This is a genomic window from Bacillus sp. 05T22 (assembly GCF_056396765.1).
The window spans coordinates 1-20,825 of sequence record NZ_JBFTMC010000053.1; the positions used below are offsets into that span (position 1 = coordinate 1).

The following is a 20,825-nucleotide window of genomic DNA, read 5'->3' on the forward strand; positions in this document are numbered from 1 at the left end:
AAAAATGAAATTAAGAACTACATGACGTATTACAATCATTATAGATATCAATGGAATTTAAAAAAGATGACTCCTGTTGAATACAGAAATCATCTTCTTGATGTTGCATAACTTTTTTTAAAAATGTCCTTTACAAAGGGTACAGATTATATGAGGAGTACCTTTTTCTATCTCATTATAAAAATAAATGACATCCAAACAAAATCGCAAAGAAATAAAGAAGCGGATGAACTTCCATCCCTTTCCCTTTCACAATCTTTAAGATAGGATAGATTAAAAATCCAAGTGCAATTCCATTCGCAATACTAGATGTTAATGGAATCCCTACGAAAATTAAAAACGCCGGTAATGCATCTTCAATTTCATTCCAGTTAATATCGCGAATACTTTGTGCCATTAGACTTCCTACAATGATTAATGATGGAGCAGTAATTGCTGCTACACTTGATAAAGAGGCAATAACAGGACTGAAAAATGCAGTAACTATCGTTAAGCAGATTACTACAATACCTGTTAATCCTGTTTTACCACCTGCTGCAATTCCCGCTGATGATTCAATCGTTGCTGCTGTCGGACTTGTCCCAAATACTGCTCCCGTTGTACCACCGATTGCATCAGCAATAAATGCTTTACCGAAACGTTTTTCAGTGTTATCTGTACTTAAACCAGCTTGTTTAATTAAACCAAGCAAGGCACCGGTTGTATCAAATAACAGTACAAGTAAAAATGAAAACACAACTCCGTATAATCCATATTCAATCACATCAGATAACGCAGTCATCGGATTTGAAACAATGATCCCCTTTGGTAAGTGAGGGATAGCTGCAATTTTATCCTCAAACTTAAGTTGACCTGTAAAAAAGGCAATGATGCCCGTCACAATCATACTAATAAATAGTGCACCACTCACACGTAATGCCATTAACACTGCTGCTAACACTAAACCAATTAGTGTTAAAATAACAGCTGGTGAATGAAAATCTCCAATTGTAACTAAATTAGATGGATGATCAACGATAATCCCAGATAAACGAAGACCAATGAAAGCAATAAATAACCCAATTCCACCTGCAATAGCCTGTTTTAAACTATCTGGAATTGCTACAATAAGCTTTTGACGAAATGATGTGAAAGATAGTAAAAGAAAAATAATACCTGTTACAAATACTGCTGAAAACGCAATAACATATGTAATGCCTTCTGCTTTTTGTACAACAGAATAAGCAAAGTATGCATTCATCCCCATGGCTGGAGCAATGACGATTGGATAATTTGCAAAAAACGCCATACATAATGTTCCGACAACTGTCGCAATAATGGTTGCCGTAAATGCTTGATCAAAAGGTACACCTGCATCAGATAATATTTTCGGATTGATGACAAGAATGTACGCAAATGTAAAAAACGTTGTGATGCCAGCTAAAATCTCTTGCTTCACAGAAGTGTTATACTTTTGTAATTGAAACATGCTTAAGTACCCTTCCTACACAATGAATTATTATCACACATTCTTATTATTATACGAGAAAATGTAATACTTAATCTTACCAATCAATAAAAAGAAGAGTCAATGTATTCAATAATAGTTTGAATTTTAAGTTTAGGTCTGACAAATATAGATATAGTACAGCATACACCGACAATTTTTGTAGCATAACAGAAAGAAATGTTTTATAATTTAAAATAGTTTCACTTTTATGCAAACGCATTCAAACTTTTTCATCCTATAAGGAGGCTTTTTATGCAGCACACAAACAAATCAGGAAATTTAAACCGCGGTCTAAAACAACGACACATCACGTTGATGTCTCTTGGATCCGCTATTGGCGTAGGACTATTTTTAGGATCTGCTTCCGCTATTAAATTAGCTGGCCCTTCTATTCTGTTAGCCTATATGATTGCTGGACTCGTTATCTTCTTCATTATGCGCGCTCTTGGGGAAATGGCAATTGAACAGCCTGTTGCTGGTTCTTTTAGCAAATATGCACATGATTATTTAGGACCGTTAGCAGGTTATATCACTGGTTGGAACTACTGGTTTTTATGGGTTGTTACTTGTATGGCAGAAATCACTGCCGCTGGTATTTATATGGAGTTTTGGTTCCCAGATATCCCGCGCTGGATTTGGGCATTAATGGCTCTCGTATTAATGAGTGCATTTAACTTTTTATCTGTAAAAGTATTCGGGGAACTTGAATTTTGGTTTGCTTTAATTAAAATTGTCACAATTATCTGTATGATTGTAATTGGGACAGGCATTATTTTATTTGGATTTGGAAATGATGGTATCGCCACTGGTATTTCAAATCTTTGGTCACACGGCGGATGGTTTCCAAATGGTTTTTCTGGGTTACTTCTTTCCTTACAAATGGTTTTATTCGCTTATCTAGGAGTCGAGCTCATCGGTGTCACAGCTGGTGAAGCACAAAATCCAAAGAAAACACTCGCAAAAGCAATTGATAACGTATTTTGGCGTATTTTACTGTTCTACGTTGGAGCCTTATTTGTTATGATGGCAATTTATCCATGGAATGAACTTGGCGATAAAGGAAGTCCATTTGTATTAACATTCCAACAAATTGGTATAGCAAAAGCAGCAGGAATTATTAACTTTGTCGTCTTAACAGCGGCTCTTTCTTCTTGTAACGGTGGTCTATTTAGTACGGGACGTATGTTATTTACATTGGCGCAACAAAAAAAGGCACCTGAAAAGTTCGGCCGTTTGAATAAAAATGGGATTCCAAGTAAAGGAATTTTAGCAACTTCTTTCGTCCTACTAGCTGGTGTTATTTTAAACTATCTTGTTCCTGCAAAAGTATTTACATGGCTTACTAGTATTTCAACGTTCGGCGCAATTTGGACATGGGGGATCATATTAGTTACCCAAATCCGCTTCCGAAAAGGATTACCAGCACAAACTAAGCAAAATTTAACGTATAAAATGCCTTTGTATCCATTAAGTTCTTATTTTTCACTCGGTTTCCTTACATTAGTATTAGGAATCATGGCTTATTCAGAAGATACACGAATCGCATTAATTGTTGGTCCAATTTGGTTAATTGCATTGGTAGTTGTATATTACTTAAAAGGATTTCATAAGATAGATGCTGTAGCAAATTCAAAAATTAGTTAAATAAGAAACCCCCTTCCCGATAGCGAGGAAGGGGGTTTCTTATTTTTCACACAAATATTTATCAACAAAATTCATGTTATTTTTACAAATTTTTTGTATATTTTACATTTTCCATCTTTATTTTCATAAAAAAATCCATTACATTATTAAGGGACATATATTTATTATTAGGGGGATTCTTCTATGAAGAACAAAAAATGGCTTAAACTTTCTTTAGCAACAGCAATTACACTCAGTATCGGAAGCACTTATATTCCACCTGCTTTCGCCGAAAGTTCTACAGATCCAGCACCTGAAATTGCTGCAAAAGTTGTAAATCAAAACAATGGGAAGAAAGTATTATTTGATAATACACATGGGCAAACAGCAGGTACAGCTGATTGGGTCATTGATGGTGGTTTTTCCGATTTTGGAAATGGCATTGCAAAAAATGGATATTTTGTAAAAGAGCTTCGCCAATCTACACCTATTACATATGAAAATTTAAAAGATTATAATGTGTTTATCGTTCCTGAAGCAAATATTCCTTATAAAAAATCTGAACAAGATGCTATGTTACAGTATGTTAAAAATGGTGGTAGTATTTTCTTTATCGCAGATCATTATAATGCAGACCGAAATAAGAATCGCTGGGATTCTTCAGAGGTATTTAATGGATACAGACGTGGTGCATGGGACAACCCTGCAAAAGGTATGCCTAATGAAGAAGCAAACTCACCAGTAATGCAAGGAGTAGAAAGCTCCGATTGGTTATCTCAAAACTTTGGTATTCGCTTTCGCTATAATGCGCTTGGAGATGTTTCTGCCAAAAATATTGTATCACCTGAACAATCCTTTGGTATTACGAAAGGTGTTTCATCAGTAGCTATGCATGCTGGTTCTACACTTGCCATTACAAACCCTAAATTAGCAAAAGGAATCGTGTACCTTCCAGAAAACCCATCAAAATGGAATAACGCTGTTGATAGTGGTGTTTATAATGGTGGCGGTATTGCAGAAGGTCCTTATGCTGCTATTGCTAAGGTTGGCCTTGGAAAAACAGCATTTATCGGCGATTCTTCTCCTGTTGAGGATGCCTCACCAAAATATGTTCGTGAAGATACAGGACAAGCAAAAAAAACATATGATGGGTATAAAGAAGAAAATGACGCTATCTTATTGGAGAATATTGTTAATTGGTTATCTAAACAAGAAACCTATACAAGTTTAGATCAAGTAAATGGCTTACAACTTGATAACCCAACACCTTTACAAACATTTGAGCAACCTAATTTATCAACTGAGCCACAACCAGAACCTTGGAGCGCCCCAAATCAAGGATATAAATGGTTCAATACAAATACATTTAAGCCAGGTTCATATGGATACAGCAGTACAGTAACTACACCTGTAAATAATTACGTAGTTACGCATCCTAGTATCCTGCCAAACAATGAAGTATTCCAAGTGAAAATTCAATTAAATAACTTATTACCAAATACAACATATAGTAATTATTCTCTAGGAATTTTTACAACTGGAGGATCACAAGTTGCGAAAATCCAAAATGAAAATGGTACTTGGCCGTCTAACTTTGGATATAGTAATACATTCTCTTTCATAACAAACAGTCTAGGTTTTGCTGAAAAAGTAGTAAATGTACAACTCGCACCAAATACAACTGGACAAGCCACTTTGCGTCTTCGTCAAAATACAACGACAAAATATAATGAAGCTGTCACTATTAATAATAAATAATAAAAAAAGCAATCCTAAATGGATTGCTTTTTTACTACTCATCTTTTTCTTTTGAGAAAAACATTCTAGAAATAACAATTCCTAGTCCACCAATAAGTAAGAATAATACTGCACGAATCATCATTGATACTTCTGGTAAATCTAAGAAGAATAACTTACTCACTGTCACAACTAACACCACTAGCCCCGCATACAGTATTTCATTCATTCTTCTATTACGCCCAAACCAAACTGAAACTAAAGCATATATCATCCATAAAAGAGAGACAGGTACACTAATGATACTTCCGCTTGTTGAAAGAACCTCTCCTATTCTAGTAATTGTAATAAATACAAGTACCATAAAGCCGTACAGTGTAATTGAATACACATGTTTTCCAAACCGTTGTAACATTGGTTTCACTCTCATCATGCCATAATAAAATGTTCCAAGCAAAATGAAGTGAGCTACAAAAGAAGCTGACATAAATGCTTCAAATGGACTAACGAGCGTTTGAAGCATACCAATCGCATAAATGACAACGCTTATATAAAACTTAATTTCTTGTTTCAATTTAACAGAAGTAACAACACCTAAGAATCCTTGTAACATTAAGACAATCGATCCATTTACTAAGCTGAACTCATATAAAATTGCTAAACTAAACGATCCCATTGCAAATCCAAATAAAAGATCGGTAAATAATGATTTTTTATTTTTCGTATATTCAGCTACAAACATTACAGCGTGCACAATTGTACTAATCAATAATCCCCATGTTGTAAAGTCTGGAATTTTTACAATTGTCATAATAAAGAAGATTGCATTGGCACTAAATATCCCACTTCTAGGCTGATAAATAAATTTTCTATCATTAAACATATGCCAAAAAAGTGTAATATGAATGAATCCATAAACAACTGTTAATTGTACATTTAAATTTCCTAGTAACGCTGTCATAATCACAAAGAAGACAAATGTTACAAGTACAGAAACACAATAAGACACCATATATAAATATTGATAACGGTTCTTATACGCATACCATAATAAACTAATCGTTAATATTGCTTCATATCCAAAGAAAATGTAAGAATTAGGTGCTGTACTATTTAATAAGAACGGTACAAAAAAGGCACCCACAGATACAAATATAGCGAGATACTCTGATTGATATCGCTTAGCAAGATAAATGCCAAGTATAATCCAAATAATATTAAGTATAAATGCAATGCTTGCTGGAAAGAAATGATACAAATAATGTGCAGCAAATGTCGTTAAAACTATCCCTGTAATACTCCCCCCAGCTAATACTAACCCTAATGCTTGACGTTCCTGTTTTATTTGCATATCACCTACATAGTACAAACCAACTGATAATACTACGCCAAATATAATACGAATTGCTGGAGTAAGTAATCCCGCATCTACTCCCGCTTTAAATAGCCAAATTACCCCAAGTAGCATAATTGCAACGAAAATACGTGGTAGCCATGTTTGACAAAATTTTATAATGTCAAATGGTTCAGGCTTAAACGCAGATATATCTACTTGTTTTACTTCTGATTCCTCCACACTTTCTTGACTAACGACTATTTCTTCTTGCCGTACATTTGGCGCGGGGATGCTGACTTCTGGTTTCTTTTCAATAAGCTCCTGTTTGTTCAGCTCTCTTTCTTGCTGAACTTTTCCTTCTATTTCCCTTTGCTGTACCTTTAATTCATAGAGCGCCTCTTGTATTGTATCAATTGCTGTTTCTAGAGCTTCTATTTTTTTGTTTAAATCCTCTTTCATTCTCTCCCCCCTCTAATCTTGCTGCTAAAACAGGAATATACCTATAATTGGTGAAATTACCAATTACCTATATCATACTATTAGTTTATTCATTTTTTAAGAGAATTTTCCTTAATTCCCTCCAGTTTCTGCTATTATAGTAATATAACAGTATTCCACCTTTTATTTTTTAACTACAAAATATTGTTTATGAGGTGTTGCTTTGAAACAATCGATTGGGGACAATGGCTCAAAAAAGAAAACCCGTGGTCTACGGCGTGCATGCCGGAATTTCTTGCAATATACGACTATGCATACAAGCTCTTTACCAAATGCTAACAAACATTCTGCTTTAGATTGCTGGTCTATTCCTCTTCCCTTCAATCCTTCTTATATGCATTCAAAACGTAAATCAAACGCGATTAAACAATTTTATTTACAGACAGCAATCAATCGAGTAGAGCATTTAATCCGTATAAAAACTACAACTGAAAAAGAGTATCGTATTTATTTTGTTGTCTCTTTCCCTAATTTACACGCTTCTAATATCTTAATTGTATGTAGTAAACAAGGAATAGCACGATTTTTTGAAGGCTTTCTAGGTAGATACATGGACGGACCACAGTGGATTCCATTACCACAAGAACGCGATATTGAAAGAGAATGCGGCTTACATATACCTAACGAATTACAAGTAAAAGGATATACAGAAATTTTTACTGATTCTGATTACAATGACAAAGAAATCTGGTTTATAGGTGAATTAGATTAAACAAAAAAGGCGTTTTCCAGTATAGAAAACACCTTTTTCTTCTAATCCTTTTTATTCATACAAGCACTTACAATCATTCCTAAACAGCCACCTACAATCGCTGGAATAATCCATCCTACTCCTTCTGTATATAAAGGAATGTGTTCTAATATAGATGTCCATTTTGAAAGTAGCACGTTACGATTTAAAATATCTATTCCACTAAACACCGCTACTAGTCCAATAGTCACTGGATATATATACGTATACTTACCGATATACTTATGACATATTCCTAAAATAATAAGTGTTAAAGCAATCGGATAAATAAACCCAAGAATAGGGACTGATACTTTTAAAATTTGTGTTAATCCTAAATTAGCAAGAATCATACTAACGACACTTAAGACAAAAGCCCACACTTTATAAGAGACACTTGGAAATACTTCTGTAAAAAACTGACTACAAGATGTAACAAGTCCAATCGATACACACAAACAAGCAACTGTAAAAATAATTCCTAATAATATCATACCGCTTTGTCCAAATAATGTAGTCATCACATGAGCTAATACTTGTGCACCATTATCAAATTTTCCAAGTGAGCCACTTATTGATCCGACATATCCGAGAATAACGTAAATAAGAGATAATAATAGACCAGCACCGATACCTGCCATACTCATATACTTTGCTAAGCCTTTTTCATCTTGTACTCCTTTTTCACGCAAAGCATTTGCTACAACAATTCCAAAGATTAATGCTGCTAAAGCATCCATCGTTAAATACCCATCTAAAAAACCTTGAAACACCGCAGATTTCCCATAGTTCCCTACAGGTACTTGAACATCTCCCACTGGTGTAATCATACTCTTTATAAAAATAAGGGAAATCATACATAATAATAAAGGTGTTAACAACTTTCCAAACAGCCCTATTAATTTCGATGGCGATAAACTTAACCAATATACAATACTAAAAAAGATGATTGTATAGACGAGTAGGAATATACCACTAGCCTCTGGAAGAAACTGGCCTGGTCCCATTTCAAAAGCTAAACTTCCTGCACGTGGTATACCAAGCCCAGGACCGATAAACAAATAAATTAAACAAGGAAAAATAATTGCAAAAGAGGAATGTACACGATTTGCTAGTCCTTGGAAACTTCCGGCCTTAGCAATTGCCATTACACCTAATATCGGAAGTCCAGTTGCTGATATGATAAATCCAAACAACGAAATCCACACATTGTCCCCTGCTTCATATCCAAGGAAAGGTGGGAAAATAAGATTTCCAGCTCCGAAAAACATGGAAAATAACATCAGACTCATAAGTAAAATTTCTTTTTTCTGTAATGATTTCATTTCTTTCTCCTTTTTTACTTTCAAATAAGGTGGAATCCTTTTCACCCTATATACATTTTGTTTGTTCAACATATAAATTGCGGCTACGCCTAACAAAAGATGATTCGCACTCATCCTCTCTCTTTGTCTTCACTTAGCATGAGACAGAAAAAGGATCTGACTGCTTCTATCCATGAACAAATGCTCTCTCCCATTTAAAAAGAGAGGTATATAACTCGATTTTGATTTTCCAACATATCAGTTGCGGCTTTGAAAACAAAAGCAGACCTCCACTCGTTTTCTCCTTTTGAGCCCCTAACCGCTTCTATACATAGTCGGATGCTCTCTTCCATCTAAAAAGAAAGGTTTTACATTGTTTTTCAATTTTCACTTATACGCTAAAACAAATATAGTCCATAGTCTACCACAAAAGAAATCCCCATTCTATATCCGCTCTGTTTTCCAATTTCTTCTGAAAAATCGACCTTTATTGACATCTAATAGTTAATAAAGTAAACTATTAAACATACAAAACTATTAACCTTGTTTTCGTTTGTGTCAGGAGGAAACTTAAATGGAATCAGCGATACAACTWGAGAAARAACAACAAARAAACAAGAAACATCCTCCAGGTTTATACTTACTCTTCTTCACAGAAATGTGGGAACGATTTAGTTACTATGGATTACGAGGATTATTAACACTATATTTAACAACAGCTTTAGTAAGTGGTGGTCTTGGATTTAGTCCCGGGTGGGCACTTTCTATCTATGGTTTTTACACTGGAGCATGTTACTTTACTCCAATGATTGGTGGATACTTAACTGACCGATTTCTTGGAAGACGCTTAGCTATCACGATAGGTGGCGTGACAATGGCAATCGGTAACCTTACGCTATTTGCCCTGCAAAACCAAATCGGCCTATACCTTGGACTCGCGCTTATTATTATTGGTAATGGTTTCTTCAAACCAAATATTTCTACACTTGTTGGACAACTGTATGAAGAAAATGACCCAAAACGTGATAGTGCATTTACCATTTTCTATATGGGTATTAACGTCGGTTCATTTTTAGCTCCACTCGTTTGCGGGTTTTTATCAGAAAATTTATTCAAAACAACAGTAGATGGCGTTGTTCATTACGGCTTCCGTTACGGATTCTTAGCTGCTTCAATCGGTATGATTATTGGACAAATTTTATTTACAACATTGTCTAATCGCTACCTTGGTGATATCGGTAAAAGACCAACAAGAGATTTACAAGCAGCATCAGGGAAACAAACAGCTGGTAATACACCACTCACTAAAAAAGAAAAACAACATACAGCAGTTATTGTTATTCTAACTTGCTTCGTCGTCTTCTTTTGGGCTGGTTTTGAACAGGCTGGTAGCTCGTTAACGTTATATACAAACACGTTTGTTGATCGTTCTGTATTTGGATGGGAAATCCCAACATCTTGGTTCCAATCAGTCAATCCACTATTTATCATTTTGCTTGCTCCTGCTATTTCAGCACTATGGGCTAAGCTTGCTACAACAAAACGTGGAGATTTAAAAATCCCAACAAAAATGGGACTCGGTATGATTTTACTTGGAATCGGTTATATCGTTCTTGTTATCGCTACATTAAAAACAGGTAGTGATGAACACAACATTACAGAGCAAGCAAACCTATTATTTATTGTTTTTACTTATCTTTTCCATACATTAGGTGAATTGTTCTTATCACCTGTTGGATTATCAATGGTCAGTTCCCTTGCACCAGTAAAACTTGCCTCATTACTAATGGGCGTTTGGTTAGCTAGTTCAGGGATCGCTAACATTTTAGGTGGCCAACTCGCTAGTTTTACAACTTCACTTGGATATTCAGAAGTATTCACAGTTATAGGAGCAGTCGCTATTGTTTTAGGATGTGTTTTATTACTGCTTTCTAAAAAACTGGTAAAATGGATGGACTAAAAAAAGCTGAGGGAGCAATTCCTCAGCTTTTTATTTTCTTCGTTTTTACAAATTCCCCAGTAACAACAAAACGCTTGGAGTTATCTGATACAGATACACATGTAATAAGTGTAACTTCCGTTTTCCCGTGATCTTCTACTACTTCCCATTTATCAGGCGTTACTTCTGATACACCAGTAACAGCATACTCATATTCATTTTCATTATCATATAAATAAATTTTATCGTTCTTTTTTAATCTTGATACATCGCTGAATAGAACGCCTTTTTTTGACATGTTATGTCCTGCTAATGCATAGTTCCCTTTTCCCATCTCTTGCTTCTCTCTTACAGTCGTCGCACCTGATAATAAGTTTTTCTCAGTTGAACTATTTAAAACTGGAAGTTCTAATGAAATACTTGGAATAGACATACGTCCTATTACTTGTTTTTTATCCAACGATGCATTCGCAACTTCCGCTAAATTTGGTTGCTCAATTTTAGAAGCATCTACAAATTTTGTTTCATGTTTTTGGTATTCCATTTTCTGAACAGCCTGTGCATTTGCTGTTTGCTTATTCCCTGCCTTATATTCATCATAAAATGGTTTTCCAATTAACACACCACCTACAACAAATAAAAGAATTGCTAGTATACTATATATTCTTCGCTTATTCATACATAATCCCTTTCCTTTACAAAATCTTACTTCTATATAAGATGATAAAGTAAGATGACTATATGTACAAGTATGAGACGAAAAGGAAAAGAAATTTATTTACTTATACGATAAAAACTTAACACTCCATCTACTTCATCCGCACTCACAAACAAATCTCGACCGTTTACTTTATGAATTCCTTCCGGTGCTGCCCCAGCTGATGGAGCAAGTCCAATATAAACCGGAAACATTGGAATTGTCATATCGAAAAATAATACAGCATTCGCCCTTTCAGCAGCCACTGCTAAAATAGGATTTCCTTTTATCATACCAGTCGCTACATTTTCCACTTCACTTCCGCGATTCTCACTTCTGCTATCAGGATATAAACCCGCAGCCGCTACTTTTTCATCAATAAGATTCATACTATCATACACAAGAGATCCAGCCTGACTCCATACAGAAATGTTTCTCCCTCCTGATTTCACGCCATCTTTAAATTCATTTTTACCAAGATCCCCTTCATTAGCAGTAATGAGAAATCGCCCAGACGGATCCCATGTCACACCATCTGGTTCTAATCGTGCAGTTATCTCATCTTGAAAAGATACGGTACCATCCTTTTTTAAATCCGCCTTGTGTGTTGTCGTGCCCAGACCAAATATATTTTCAATTCGTTTTTCTGCGATATTTACAATTGCTACCGCATTATTTTCTTGCAATGTAACAGCCGCTTTATCTCCTTTTGGGCTAATCGCTACATACTCCGGCTGTGGGTCATGTTTATATATTGCTCCATTACTAATGTTACTCATATAGATTGGAAGCTCAATATGTTCCCCGCGCATGACATCACCGTCAGGAAATGTAATCATAGAAATACTTCCTGGTCGTTTGGTTTTTTTCATATTCACTTCATTTTCATCATTTGGATCGTTTTCCTCATCTTCATTACAAATAATAAGTGTTCTTCCATCTGCTGTTAACGCTACTGAATCTGGTCCTACACCTACTTCATACGTTTTTACAACTCTCTGCGCTGCTAAATCCACTACCGCCACTTGTCCCTTATTTGCATAATATAAGTTATCTCCAGTTCGAAAAGCAGCCAATGCGTACTTTCCGTCTGGTGTAACCGTTACACTCGTTACTTCTGCTTCTGAATGAATTTCTTTAAAACTCACATTTCCTAATACTTTTATATTCTCTAAATCTGCAATTGATAGAATCTGAATTTGTCCTAAATCTGCTTCCGTAACAACAAGTGTATTCCCATCAGGTGTTGATGCTGTAATTTCAGCCTTCCCATTTGGCATTTGAAATGAGGCGATTCGATTAACTTTTGTATCCTTATGTTTTTTACCAATAAAGTCCGTCACCATCTGTTCCACTTTCCCGCGATACGCTGGGTTAGATATACTTCCCTTTGGTAACGTCTCTATTTTATTCACAACCTGTTGTTCGTCCTTGTCTATTGTTTCTGCCCTCACATCATTTCCTGTCCATAATACGCTTACAATGATCCCACCGTATAAGAACGCCTTTTTCATTTCCCCACTCCCTTTATTCAATAAGCCCAATTTCTATCATAAAAAACGTTTGTAAATCTTCACTTCGATATACGTTAATTTTTTGTAAAAAATAGGATGTTTATTACAAAAAAAGACGTGCACGTGGCACGTCTTCAAGCAAATTTATTTCGATAAAGTGAAATATGGAATACAGTCATTTGTATAAAGAAGATTAAAAACACAACATATAATGGGTACGCAGGAATATACGGGGTTACAATCGGATATATAACAAGCAATGCAGCTGCAGTCGGCATAACATACCAAAGCGCCATAAAAGTCGTACGACATGCTTTTGCTGTAATGATTTCTTCCCGCTCATCATCTTGTGGAAATAAAAGAGGAAACATCCAAAAAGATAATTTCTTATATTTCTTCTTTTGAACTTTATAAAAAATAGTTGATACAACAGCTACAATCAATAACAATAAAAACGGTGTGATGCTCATCGATATTTCAAATGGCACTTTCTCTGTTTGAATGATATTTGCAAATTCCACCTCAAAATAATAGAGTTCAATAAATGCCCAGCTAGCTAATCCGATAAATAACACATTCACCACATAAGACGAAATGATTCTATTCACCTTTTTCTCCCTCCTTATTTAAAACAAACACATCCTCCATCTTCAAACCAAATACATCACAAATCGTTAGCGCTAATAACAATGATGGAACGTAATCACCCTTTTCAATCGCTGCAATCGTTTGCCTTGTTACGCCAACTTTTTCAGCTAATACGCTCTGCGTAAAGTTAAAACGGGCTCTTAGCTCCTTCACTCTATTGTAAATGGTCAATTTTACCACCTCTTACCATTATTGTATGCTAAACTTTACAAAATGTAAACTCAACTTAACATTTATTTCGTAAAAAAATCCAACTTTACCAGATGTAAAGTTGGATTTGATTTTAATTTAAAATTGTAACTTTAACCGTTCTGCGTCCCCAAGCGCTAGAAGAAGCTTTATCTGGCATTAATACATCAATTCTATGACCTTTAATATCTCCGCCAGTATCCCCGGCAATTGCTTCACCGTATCCTTCAACATATACGCGAGATCCCAATGGAATAACCGCATCATCTACAGCAATTAATTTCATTCCTGGGTTTGCAGTTAAGTTATGACCCAATTTAGATTTTACAGTTTCACCTGGTTTATTTCCATTTTCAGACGGATCAGCTGTATAAGCAGTTGCCAATACATAAATTTCACGACCACCTTTAGCCGGCTTTGGATCTGGCTGAGGAGTAGGTGTTGTTTTTCCACTTTCAGCTTGCTTAGGCGCTGGTGCTGCTTGCTTAGCCGCGTCTGCTATTGCTTTTGCTTCTGCTTCTTTCGCAGCTTTTGCTTCTGCTTCTGCTTTTGCTTGAGCTTCCGCTGCTAATCTTGCAGCTTCTTGCTCACGAGCAATTGTTTCTTGTACTTCTTTCATACTTGATTCAATTTTTGCTTTTTCTTGTTCAGCTAAATTAATTTGACTTGCAATTTGATTATATTTTGCTTGCACAGCTTGTAAGTTTTCTTGACGCTTTTTCAAGTTTTCTTGTAAATCCGCTTGTGCTTTTGCTAATTTTTGTTTGTCTACTTCTAAAGACGCTTCCTTTTCGTCAATTGCTTTTTTGTCTTCTTCAATTTGACGAAGATCTTGTTCTTGCAGACGTAAAATCTCTTTATCTGCATCTAAGATTGTAGATACTGCATTCATACGTTGTAAGAAATCAGCAAAATTCTTTGATTCTACTACAACTTCTACTACTAAACTCGTATTTGAGYTATTTTGAACAGAAACCATACGTTTTTTCATAATATCTTTACGAGCAAGTACTTTATCCTCTAAAACGATAATCTCTTGCTTTTTCTGTTCAATTTGTTTATGCGTTTCATCGATTTTACTTTGAATAGCAGCTTGGTCCTCTTTGTTTTTTGTAATTGTATTATTTAAATTATGTAGTTCATTTTCAATACCTTGTATTTCTTTATTAACAGCTTGCTTCTCTTGTTCTTTTTGCTGAATATCATTGTTATTCTGCTGCAATTGCTGTTGCATGTTGTCCAGTTTCTCGTCGTTTGACTCAGCTTTTACAGCGACTGTACTAGAAAGACCAATAATTCCTGCTAATACTAGACTACTGATTCGCTTAAAATAGTTCATAATCCGACTCCCTTCTCATACAGTTATACATGATTTATTTTACAGTTTGTTTACAAACTCATTAAATACACTTTATTTTTCATGACAAAAAAATGAAAACAAACCATAAAATGTAATGCACACTTAACTTTTAACAACTTACTTTCATACAAATCTTACAAAATGTAAATTCGTATATTAGAAACAAAAGATTACACGACATTAAAAATATTGTCAAATCTTGTAGGAACCCTACTGATACAAAATCAGTCTGTTGACAACATATGACAACCCTCTACAAATTATATAAATCCAAATTGAAAAACCATCATAAAACCTTTCTTTTTGGGCGGAAGAGAGCATCAAGCCATGCATAGAAGCGGTCAAATTCTTCCCTTGCCCCATACCAATCTAAAAAAGAAAAAAAAATAAATGCAGGTCACTTTTTATTCTTCGTAACAGCGACTTATATATTGAAAAATCGAAATAGATTCATATGGTTTAACTCTCATTTTTTCCTTACATTTGATGGCGAAAGGAAATTTAAAATATTTCTCTTTTTATTGTGTCATCGTGGGGATACTCACCATTATTTTCCTATAAGAACGAAAGAGCTGTACTAAAAAATAGGACAGCTTTTCTTATAAAGTGAAACTTTAATCAGCCCTCACCAATCGGGCTTTTACAGGCAATTGATCCCCCACCTAACTTCTTTACTTTCGCTGAATTTTGAGGTGGGGGTCTTACTGTCCGCGAATAGCGGGATAAAAAATTTGTTGTCTTCCTTTTATTTACTTCTAATTTTCAGAATAGTATAACATTAAATGTATATCATGTTTTATAAAATGAATTTCGAACGGGATGAATCGATATTACAAACATGCCCTAACCTTGTAAGAATAACAGGAGGGATTGCACATGTTATGACTAAAACAGGATATTCACTCTAATTTCTTATTACTAATACAAAAGGGGTGCAATCATGTTTATTGTTACAAAACTTATTCATATTAAATTTGGCTATGAAGAAAAAGTAATTCGTTCCTTGCAACAATACTATCCAAACCCTGGTACATACGGGTTTATTAATCTAGAATTTTCTCGTACGAAGCGTACTGAACATGAAAATGAGTATATGATTCGTATATTATGGAAAACGCAACAAGATTATCACGAGTGGATTTCTCAAAAAAAGGAGACCACCACTTTAACATGGAAGCAACAATTCCAAAGCTATATTCTCTCATCAAAATCCAATGCTACGCATGTTAAATATCMCCACTAAGAAGAGCTTTCTGCCAATTTGCAGTAAGGTTCTTCTTCGTATTCATATAAAAGGTGAAAATGAACGAATTACAATTAAAGAATTATTGATTCGTTACGGTCTTTTCTATTTTATTTTAGGAGGAATGAACTATATTCTCTCTAGTAGTTCCATTTTAAATCGTGCCGATACTTTAATTCTACTTGTTACATTATTATTCCTATTCGTAATTAACGGTCTCTTTGTTATCCAYGTTCTACTGCACGTATTTAGTCGTGATAAATTACTATTTTACGAGCGAATGAGTCATACACGAAATGCAATTACACTCCAAAAAGCTGACAAATAATTTGTCAGCTTTTTTCATAAACAGAAAACATTTTTGCTACATATGGATTTAAAAACACTCCCATTGGATCTACCTTTTCTCTAACTTCCAAGAAAGAGTTTAACTTTGGATAAACACATTGTAATTGTTCATATCGCATTGTATGCATTTTCCCCCAATGTGGACGCCCTTCGTATTTTTGAAAAATATGTTCTATCGCTGTAAAGTAAGCAGCGTATTTCATTCCTTTATACATATGCACAGCGATATACGCTGAATCTCTTCTATAAGCAGGACTTATCCATATATCATCTCCCCTTACATAACGACATTCAATTGGAAAATGAACTTGGAATTTCTTCTTTTCAATGAGGTTGTAAATTTCCCCTACTACATCTTTCATATACTGCGCTGGGACACTATACTCCATTTCATAAAAACGAACATTACGAGATGTAGCAAATATTTGATAACTTGGACCAATTGTTTTTGCATTCGGTACTGCCTTTGCTGACAGTCTACTAACTCCTTTACTTATAGAAGGGAGTAACTTGCATCCTTTAGACAATAATGAAAAAGCTATATTTTCAAGTAGTTCTGTCTTGAACTTATGCCACTTTAAATCTATCCCTTTAACTGTTGTTTCATTTGTAATTTTCACTTGGACATCATCTGAATACGGAAACACAAAAAATTCAAAATGACGATGTTGCTTATATTTCTCTAGTTTGTTTATTACAGTAGAAAACGATTCCTTTCTGCTTTCATAAATAAGTGAATAAGCTGGAATGACTTTTAATTTAACTTTTACAATAATTCCTAGCATGCCAAGAGATAACTGAAATGCCTTCCAAAATTCAGGATTCTCTTTCTCAGAACAAACAATAATTTCTCCAGATGCCAGCACAGCTGTAACTTCTACTACTTGTGTTGCCAAACTACCAAATTGAATACCTGTTCCATGCGTCCCTGTACTAATTGCTCCTGCAATAGATTGTGAATCAATATCTCCTAAATTTTCCTGTGCGTATCCTATGTCTTCCAGCAGTTTTCCTAAGTTATACAACTTTGTTCCGCCCCATACTTCTACTATGAATGATTGTGAATCGACGTCTACTATCCCTTGTAGCTTATCTAAAGAAATTAGAATTTCCTCTGTTTGCACAAGAGGTGTAAAGGAATGTCCTGATCCAACAACACGAATTCTCTTTCCCTGTTCCTTTGCAAACTTCACTACTTCTATTACATCTTGTATACTTTTTGGATACATCGTATATTGTGGATTTCCTTCTACATTCCCTGTCCAATTTCTCCATTTCTGCCCTTTTACAGAAAGCATTGACCATCCCCCCGGTATGTTGAATACTTCCCTATCACTTTGTTACCTACAATACGATGTAACGATGAGAAACGCTCACATAGTTCTCCGGCTTTACTATGCCGAAATAACATGGCATCCCCAACCGTTAGATGTTCTGAACCATCATAATAAACGGGCGTTTGTACTTCTCCAGCTCCTTCTAAAGCTAACAACTTTGCCCCACTTGGCTCCCAAATCTCAGGCTGTTTGTCTTTCCCAACTGCTCCTGAAGCAATATATCCGCCACCGAGGCAAGTATATATATGTTGGCTTGGTTGTCTAACAATCGGCAACGCAAAGCCAACAGCTGGTTCAAATCTAATATCTTTATAGTAATCAAAGAGCTTGGGAGAGTAAAAAGCAGAACCTATTGTAATCTCTGTAACGGATTCATCTTGCATTGTCGTTTTTATACTTCCTGTGCCTCCTCCATTTACAAAACGAAGTGTAATTCCTCGTTCTTGCAACACGCGAACAATGTCTTGTCTACGTTTCATCACTTCAAATACAGATTTTCTCTTTAAATAAGCAACTATTTTATTTTTAAAACCTTGCTTTGGTACAGCGTCCCCAACTCCTGCAATCTGTGCCTCATATCCCATTACACCGTCTATTTGTAAAACGGAAGATTGAATTGCTTTTTCAATAACGTTTAAAGCCTCAGAAGTAGTACGTATAGGAGAACGTCTAACACCAAAATGAAACTGAAAAAAATGACTACTCATATCGATATCAATACAAATTCGAAAGCGTCCACCTGTTTCTATTGCAATTTTCTCTAAATAAGCAATATGTTCTATGCAATCTACCATACAAGTGATTATAAGTCCTTGTTTTGTAAGCAAACTAATTTCTTGAAGTGCTTGTTCATCATGTATAGGGTATCCAAGCAACAAATCATTAAATCCTTGTTTTATTAAGAATATTACTTCTCGTGGTGAAAAACACATAATGCCTTGAAAACAACTATTAGCGGCTAAAATTTTCTTCATCACTGGAACAGATCGTAACGATTTACTAGCAATACGAACTTTCTTTCCTCCGCACAATTGCACAATTGACTCTATATTTCTTTCTAACGCTTCTTCATCAAGAAATGCGCATGGTAAGGGAACCTTTTGAAATATGTTACGCTCCACATTGTTCTCTCCCCTTCTATATATATGTCTTATACATATTGGAACAAAACTATCATTTTCCTGTGTCTAAACAAAAAAAGTTTCTTCTTTACGAAGAAACTTTTTAACTATTTCAATAGAAGTGATTGCCTGTACTGGATCATGAATCATTATACGTATATGTTTTTTAACTAAGAAGTAACCAAGCGTTCTAGCGATTTACATACGTATCAAACCAAAGCTGAATATATCCCGCTGTGACACGCTGCGCTTCTACTAAACGTTTTCCTGTTGCTGGTGTAACTTCTGCACGCCATTTATCTGCATATTCTTGTGAAACTGCCGCTCTTACGAACCAATCTTTTGTAGTGCCATTTACAATACCAGCATAATCTTGCTTAGCAGCTACAGCCGCTCCATGAATCCAGTCTTCAGGATTTATTCCTTTCCAATTCCAATATCCATTTCCATCAGTCACTTTATAATTATTTTTTAGTGTATCTACAAAATTTTCATATTTGGAGTGGAAACCTTGTGGATAAGAAAGATTTGTAAAGTTTGCTGCATGCATCGGTTGATTTACATCTCCTAAGTAATGAAGCGATAATCCTAAATAGAAGAATGCTTGTTTCATATCTTGCTTTTGATAAGCTTCACCAGCAAGTTTAAAGTATTTAGCTCCGGTTTCTTTTGCCTGCTTAGCAAAAGGAATATACGTCTTCCCTGTATCGGGATTATAGAAATGAGAAGCAAATGTACTATTATCATAGTAAGGGTTTTCATAATCAGCAGCATAAATACCATTCTCTAACTCTGTACGCCATTCATTTAATAATGCAACTTGATCTTGTTTTACAACCGTTGTATTACGAGACATAATATCAATTGCACGATTGACAATCCATAAATGGGAGTTTACACCTTCTGCATGTTTATCTTCAGCAGACCAATATTGAATTGCTCTTACCTTATCTCCGCCCTCATTTTCATGGGCAAATGCTACACTTTGCAATGGTGCTACTAATGTAATAGCTGCTGCTAATGCTAATACTTTCTTTTTCATATGAAAACCTCCGTTTATATTTAATTTACTTGGAATATGTAATTCAAATCCTATGGTTAACCTACGATTAGAATATCCCACCTTTCTACTAATTTCTATTGAGAAAATAAATGATGCGAATATTCACATCATTATAATTCTATGGATAATATGTTTCATTTGCATTATAGTAAACGAATATTAATTTCCTGCAAAGAAACAGCTAAAATATTGTAAAAAATAGAAGCAACCAGGTGCATATCCTGATTGCTTCTATTTTTTCTTTCGCCCTGATAATATACTTGATAATTGAACATTTACTGCTAGTTTATGAATAAACCCAAACACTAAACCAATTCCAATGAAAATATAAAATATAGTAAAGATTTTCCCGAAATCTGTTTGCGGGCTAAAATCTCCATAGCCAACTGTCGTTAATGTAACAACGCTAAAATATAATGCATCAATTGTACGTAATCCTTCTACCGTACTGTAAAAAATAGTCCCTGATAGTAACGTTATAATCGTTAATACAAATAACACTTGAAATTCTTTATCTTTCCACGCTCTTGAGCAGGCTTTTAGCATTCGTTTCAAAGTTAGTAAAAATGAAACCTTATAACTCTCCCTTCCTACTTAAACAATTTAGTCAAAGGAAAGTCTATCACCTTTCTATCCACAAAAAAAGTAG

Annotated in this window: 18 protein-coding genes and 1 pseudogene; 7 read left to right on the top strand and 12 right to left on the bottom strand. The window is 35.0% G+C overall.

Annotated elements, in window-relative coordinates; translation table 11 throughout:
• Nucleotides 1–111 (top strand): IS3 family transposase (locus AC1DIT_RS16290; RefSeq protein ID WP_476998294.1); only part of this gene is annotated, 111 nt, incomplete at its 5' end.
• A gap of 64 nt (nt 112–175) precedes the next feature.
• Here the strand turns inward: AC1DIT_RS16290 and AC1DIT_RS16295 are convergent.
• Nucleotides 176–1,468: an NCS2 family permease gene (locus tag AC1DIT_RS16295; protein WP_016113143.1), complete on the bottom strand. Its 1,293-nt coding sequence runs from the start codon at nt 1,466–1,468 to the stop codon at nt 176–178.
• 273 nt (nt 1,469–1,741) lie between these two features.
• On the opposite strand from AC1DIT_RS16295, the gene AC1DIT_RS16300 reads away from it, so the two are divergent.
• Both AC1DIT_RS16300 and AC1DIT_RS16305 read left to right on the top strand, forming a co-directional pair.
• Nucleotides 1,742–3,133, top strand: coding sequence for an amino acid permease (locus AC1DIT_RS16300; protein WP_016113142.1), 1,392 nt, complete (start codon nt 1,742–1,744; stop codon nt 3,131–3,133).
• 183 nt (nt 3,134–3,316) lie between these two features.
• Nucleotides 3,317–4,870 (top strand): hypothetical protein, encoded by a 1,554-nt coding sequence (locus AC1DIT_RS16305; RefSeq protein WP_016113141.1) that lies wholly within the window; start codon nt 3,317–3,319, stop codon nt 4,868–4,870.
• A 34-nt stretch (nt 4,871–4,904) separates the two neighbouring features.
• Here AC1DIT_RS16305 and AC1DIT_RS16310 read toward each other — a convergent pair whose 3' ends face one another.
• Nucleotides 4,905–6,644: a DUF2339 domain-containing protein gene (locus AC1DIT_RS16310; RefSeq protein ID WP_016132542.1), complete on the bottom strand. Its 1,740-nt coding sequence runs from the start codon at nt 6,642–6,644 to the stop codon at nt 4,905–4,907.
• Between the two features lie 202 nt (nt 6,645–6,846).
• On the opposite strand from AC1DIT_RS16310, the gene AC1DIT_RS16315 reads away from it, so the two are divergent.
• A complete protein-coding gene (locus tag AC1DIT_RS16315) occupies nt 6,847–7,395 on the top strand; it encodes a DUF3916 domain-containing protein (protein ID WP_016113139.1) in 549 nt (182 codons plus the stop codon).
• A gap of 41 nt (nt 7,396–7,436) precedes the next feature.
• On the opposite strand, the gene brnQ1 is transcribed toward AC1DIT_RS16315, so the two are convergent.
• The gene (gene brnQ1, locus AC1DIT_RS16320; protein WP_077295003.1) at nt 7,437–8,738 is read right to left on the bottom strand and encodes a branched-chain amino acid transport system II carrier protein BrnQ1; all 1,302 of its coding nucleotides are present in this window, start codon (nt 8,736–8,738) and stop codon (nt 7,437–7,439) included.
• Between the two features lie 553 nt (nt 8,739–9,291).
• Between brnQ1 and AC1DIT_RS16325 the strand changes: the two genes are divergently transcribed.
• On the top strand, nt 9,292–10,677 hold the full coding sequence (locus AC1DIT_RS16325) for a peptide MFS transporter (protein ID WP_476998291.1): 1,386 nt from the start codon (nt 9,292–9,294) through the stop codon (nt 10,675–10,677).
• Nucleotides 10,678–10,699: 22 nt separating this feature from the next.
• On the opposite strand, the gene AC1DIT_RS16330 is transcribed toward AC1DIT_RS16325, so the two are convergent.
• From AC1DIT_RS16330 to AC1DIT_RS16350, 5 genes are all read right to left on the bottom strand, one after another.
• Nucleotides 10,700–11,335 (bottom strand): class A sortase, encoded by a 636-nt coding sequence (locus AC1DIT_RS16330; protein ID WP_016113136.1) that lies wholly within the window; start codon nt 11,333–11,335, stop codon nt 10,700–10,702.
• A 95-nt stretch (nt 11,336–11,430) separates the two neighbouring features.
• Nucleotides 11,431–12,867 (bottom strand): hypothetical protein, encoded by a 1,437-nt coding sequence (locus tag AC1DIT_RS16335; protein ID WP_016113135.1) that lies wholly within the window; start codon nt 12,865–12,867, stop codon nt 11,431–11,433.
• Nucleotides 12,868–13,001: 134 nt separating this feature from the next.
• Nucleotides 13,002–13,475, bottom strand: a complete 474-nt coding sequence (locus AC1DIT_RS16340) for a hypothetical protein (protein ID WP_016113134.1) — start codon at nt 13,473–13,475, stop codon at nt 13,002–13,004.
• Nucleotides 13,468–13,695 carry a helix-turn-helix transcriptional regulator gene (locus AC1DIT_RS16345; RefSeq protein WP_077294953.1) on the bottom strand — a complete coding sequence of 76 codons (228 nt, stop codon included), beginning with the start codon at nt 13,693–13,695 and terminating at the stop codon, nt 13,468–13,470. Before AC1DIT_RS16345 ends, AC1DIT_RS16340 begins: the two co-directional genes overlap by 8 nt.
• Nucleotides 13,696–13,798: 103 nt before the next feature.
• Nucleotides 13,799–15,043 (bottom strand): 3D domain-containing protein, encoded by a 1,245-nt coding sequence (locus AC1DIT_RS16350; protein ID WP_476998292.1) that lies wholly within the window; start codon nt 15,041–15,043, stop codon nt 13,799–13,801.
• A 961-nt stretch (nt 15,044–16,004) separates the two neighbouring features.
• On the opposite strand from AC1DIT_RS16350, the gene AC1DIT_RS16355 reads away from it, so the two are divergent.
• Nucleotides 16,005–16,307, top strand: a complete 303-nt coding sequence (locus tag AC1DIT_RS16355) for an antibiotic biosynthesis monooxygenase family protein (protein ID WP_476998293.1) — start codon at nt 16,005–16,007, stop codon at nt 16,305–16,307.
• Nucleotides 16,308–16,332: 25 nt separating this feature from the next.
• Nucleotides 16,333–16,635, top strand: a pseudogene (locus AC1DIT_RS16360) (hypothetical protein); the annotation flags it as partial.
• A 4-nt stretch (nt 16,636–16,639) separates the two neighbouring features.
• On the opposite strand, the gene AC1DIT_RS16365 reads toward AC1DIT_RS16360, so the two are convergent.
• The 4 genes from AC1DIT_RS16365 to AC1DIT_RS16380 all read right to left on the bottom strand — a co-directional run bounded on the left by AC1DIT_RS16365 (nt 16,640) and on the right by AC1DIT_RS16380 (nt 20,722).
• Complete coding sequence (locus AC1DIT_RS16365; protein ID WP_016131187.1) at nt 16,640–17,953, bottom strand: D-arabinono-1,4-lactone oxidase; 1,314 nt, start codon at nt 17,951–17,953, stop codon at nt 16,640–16,642.
• Entirely contained in the window at nt 17,941–19,113 is a 1,173-nt protein-coding gene (locus AC1DIT_RS16370; protein WP_016113128.1) for an amino acid deaminase/aldolase, read from the bottom strand. Before AC1DIT_RS16370 ends, AC1DIT_RS16365 begins: the two co-directional genes overlap by 13 nt.
• Before the next feature lie 190 nt (nt 19,114–19,303).
• Nucleotides 19,304–20,155, bottom strand: coding sequence for a phospholipase CerA (gene cerA / locus AC1DIT_RS16375; RefSeq protein WP_016131186.1), 852 nt, complete (start codon nt 20,153–20,155; stop codon nt 19,304–19,306).
• Nucleotides 20,156–20,407: 252 nt separating this feature from the next.
• Nucleotides 20,408–20,722: a potassium channel family protein gene (locus AC1DIT_RS16380; RefSeq protein ID WP_016113126.1), complete on the bottom strand. Its 315-nt coding sequence runs from the start codon at nt 20,720–20,722 to the stop codon at nt 20,408–20,410.
• Nucleotides 20,723–20,825 lie beyond the last annotated feature (103 nt).

Coding starts and splice junctions, on each gene's coding strand:
- AC1DIT_RS16380 (WP_016113126.1), bottom strand. CDS start 20,722: ATGCTAAAAGCCTGCTCAAGAGCGTGGAAAGATAAAGAATTTCAAGTG.
- AC1DIT_RS16365 (WP_016131187.1), bottom strand. CDS start 17,953: ATGCTTTCTGTAAAAGGGCAGAAATGGAGAAATTGGACAGGGAATGTA.
- cerA (WP_016131186.1), bottom strand. CDS start 20,155: ATGAAAAAGAAAGTATTAGCATTAGCAGCAGCTATTACATTAGTAGCA.
- AC1DIT_RS16305 (WP_016113141.1), top strand. CDS start 3,317: ATGAAGAACAAAAAATGGCTTAAACTTTCTTTAGCAACAGCAATTACA.
- AC1DIT_RS16330 (WP_016113136.1), bottom strand. CDS start 11,335: ATGAATAAGCGAAGAATATATAGTATACTAGCAATTCTTTTATTTGTT.
- brnQ1 (WP_077295003.1), bottom strand. CDS start 8,738: ATGAAATCATTACAGAAAAAAGAAATTTTACTTATGAGTCTGATGTTA.
- AC1DIT_RS16335 (WP_016113135.1), bottom strand. CDS start 12,867: ATGAAAAAGGCGTTCTTATACGGTGGGATCATTGTAAGCGTATTATGG.
- AC1DIT_RS16300 (WP_016113142.1), top strand. CDS start 1,742: ATGCAGCACACAAACAAATCAGGAAATTTAAACCGCGGTCTAAAACAA.
- AC1DIT_RS16310 (WP_016132542.1), bottom strand. CDS start 6,644: ATGAAAGAGGATTTAAACAAAAAAATAGAAGCTCTAGAAACAGCAATT.
- AC1DIT_RS16295 (WP_016113143.1), bottom strand. CDS start 1,468: ATGTTTCAATTACAAAAGTATAACACTTCTGTGAAGCAAGAGATTTTA.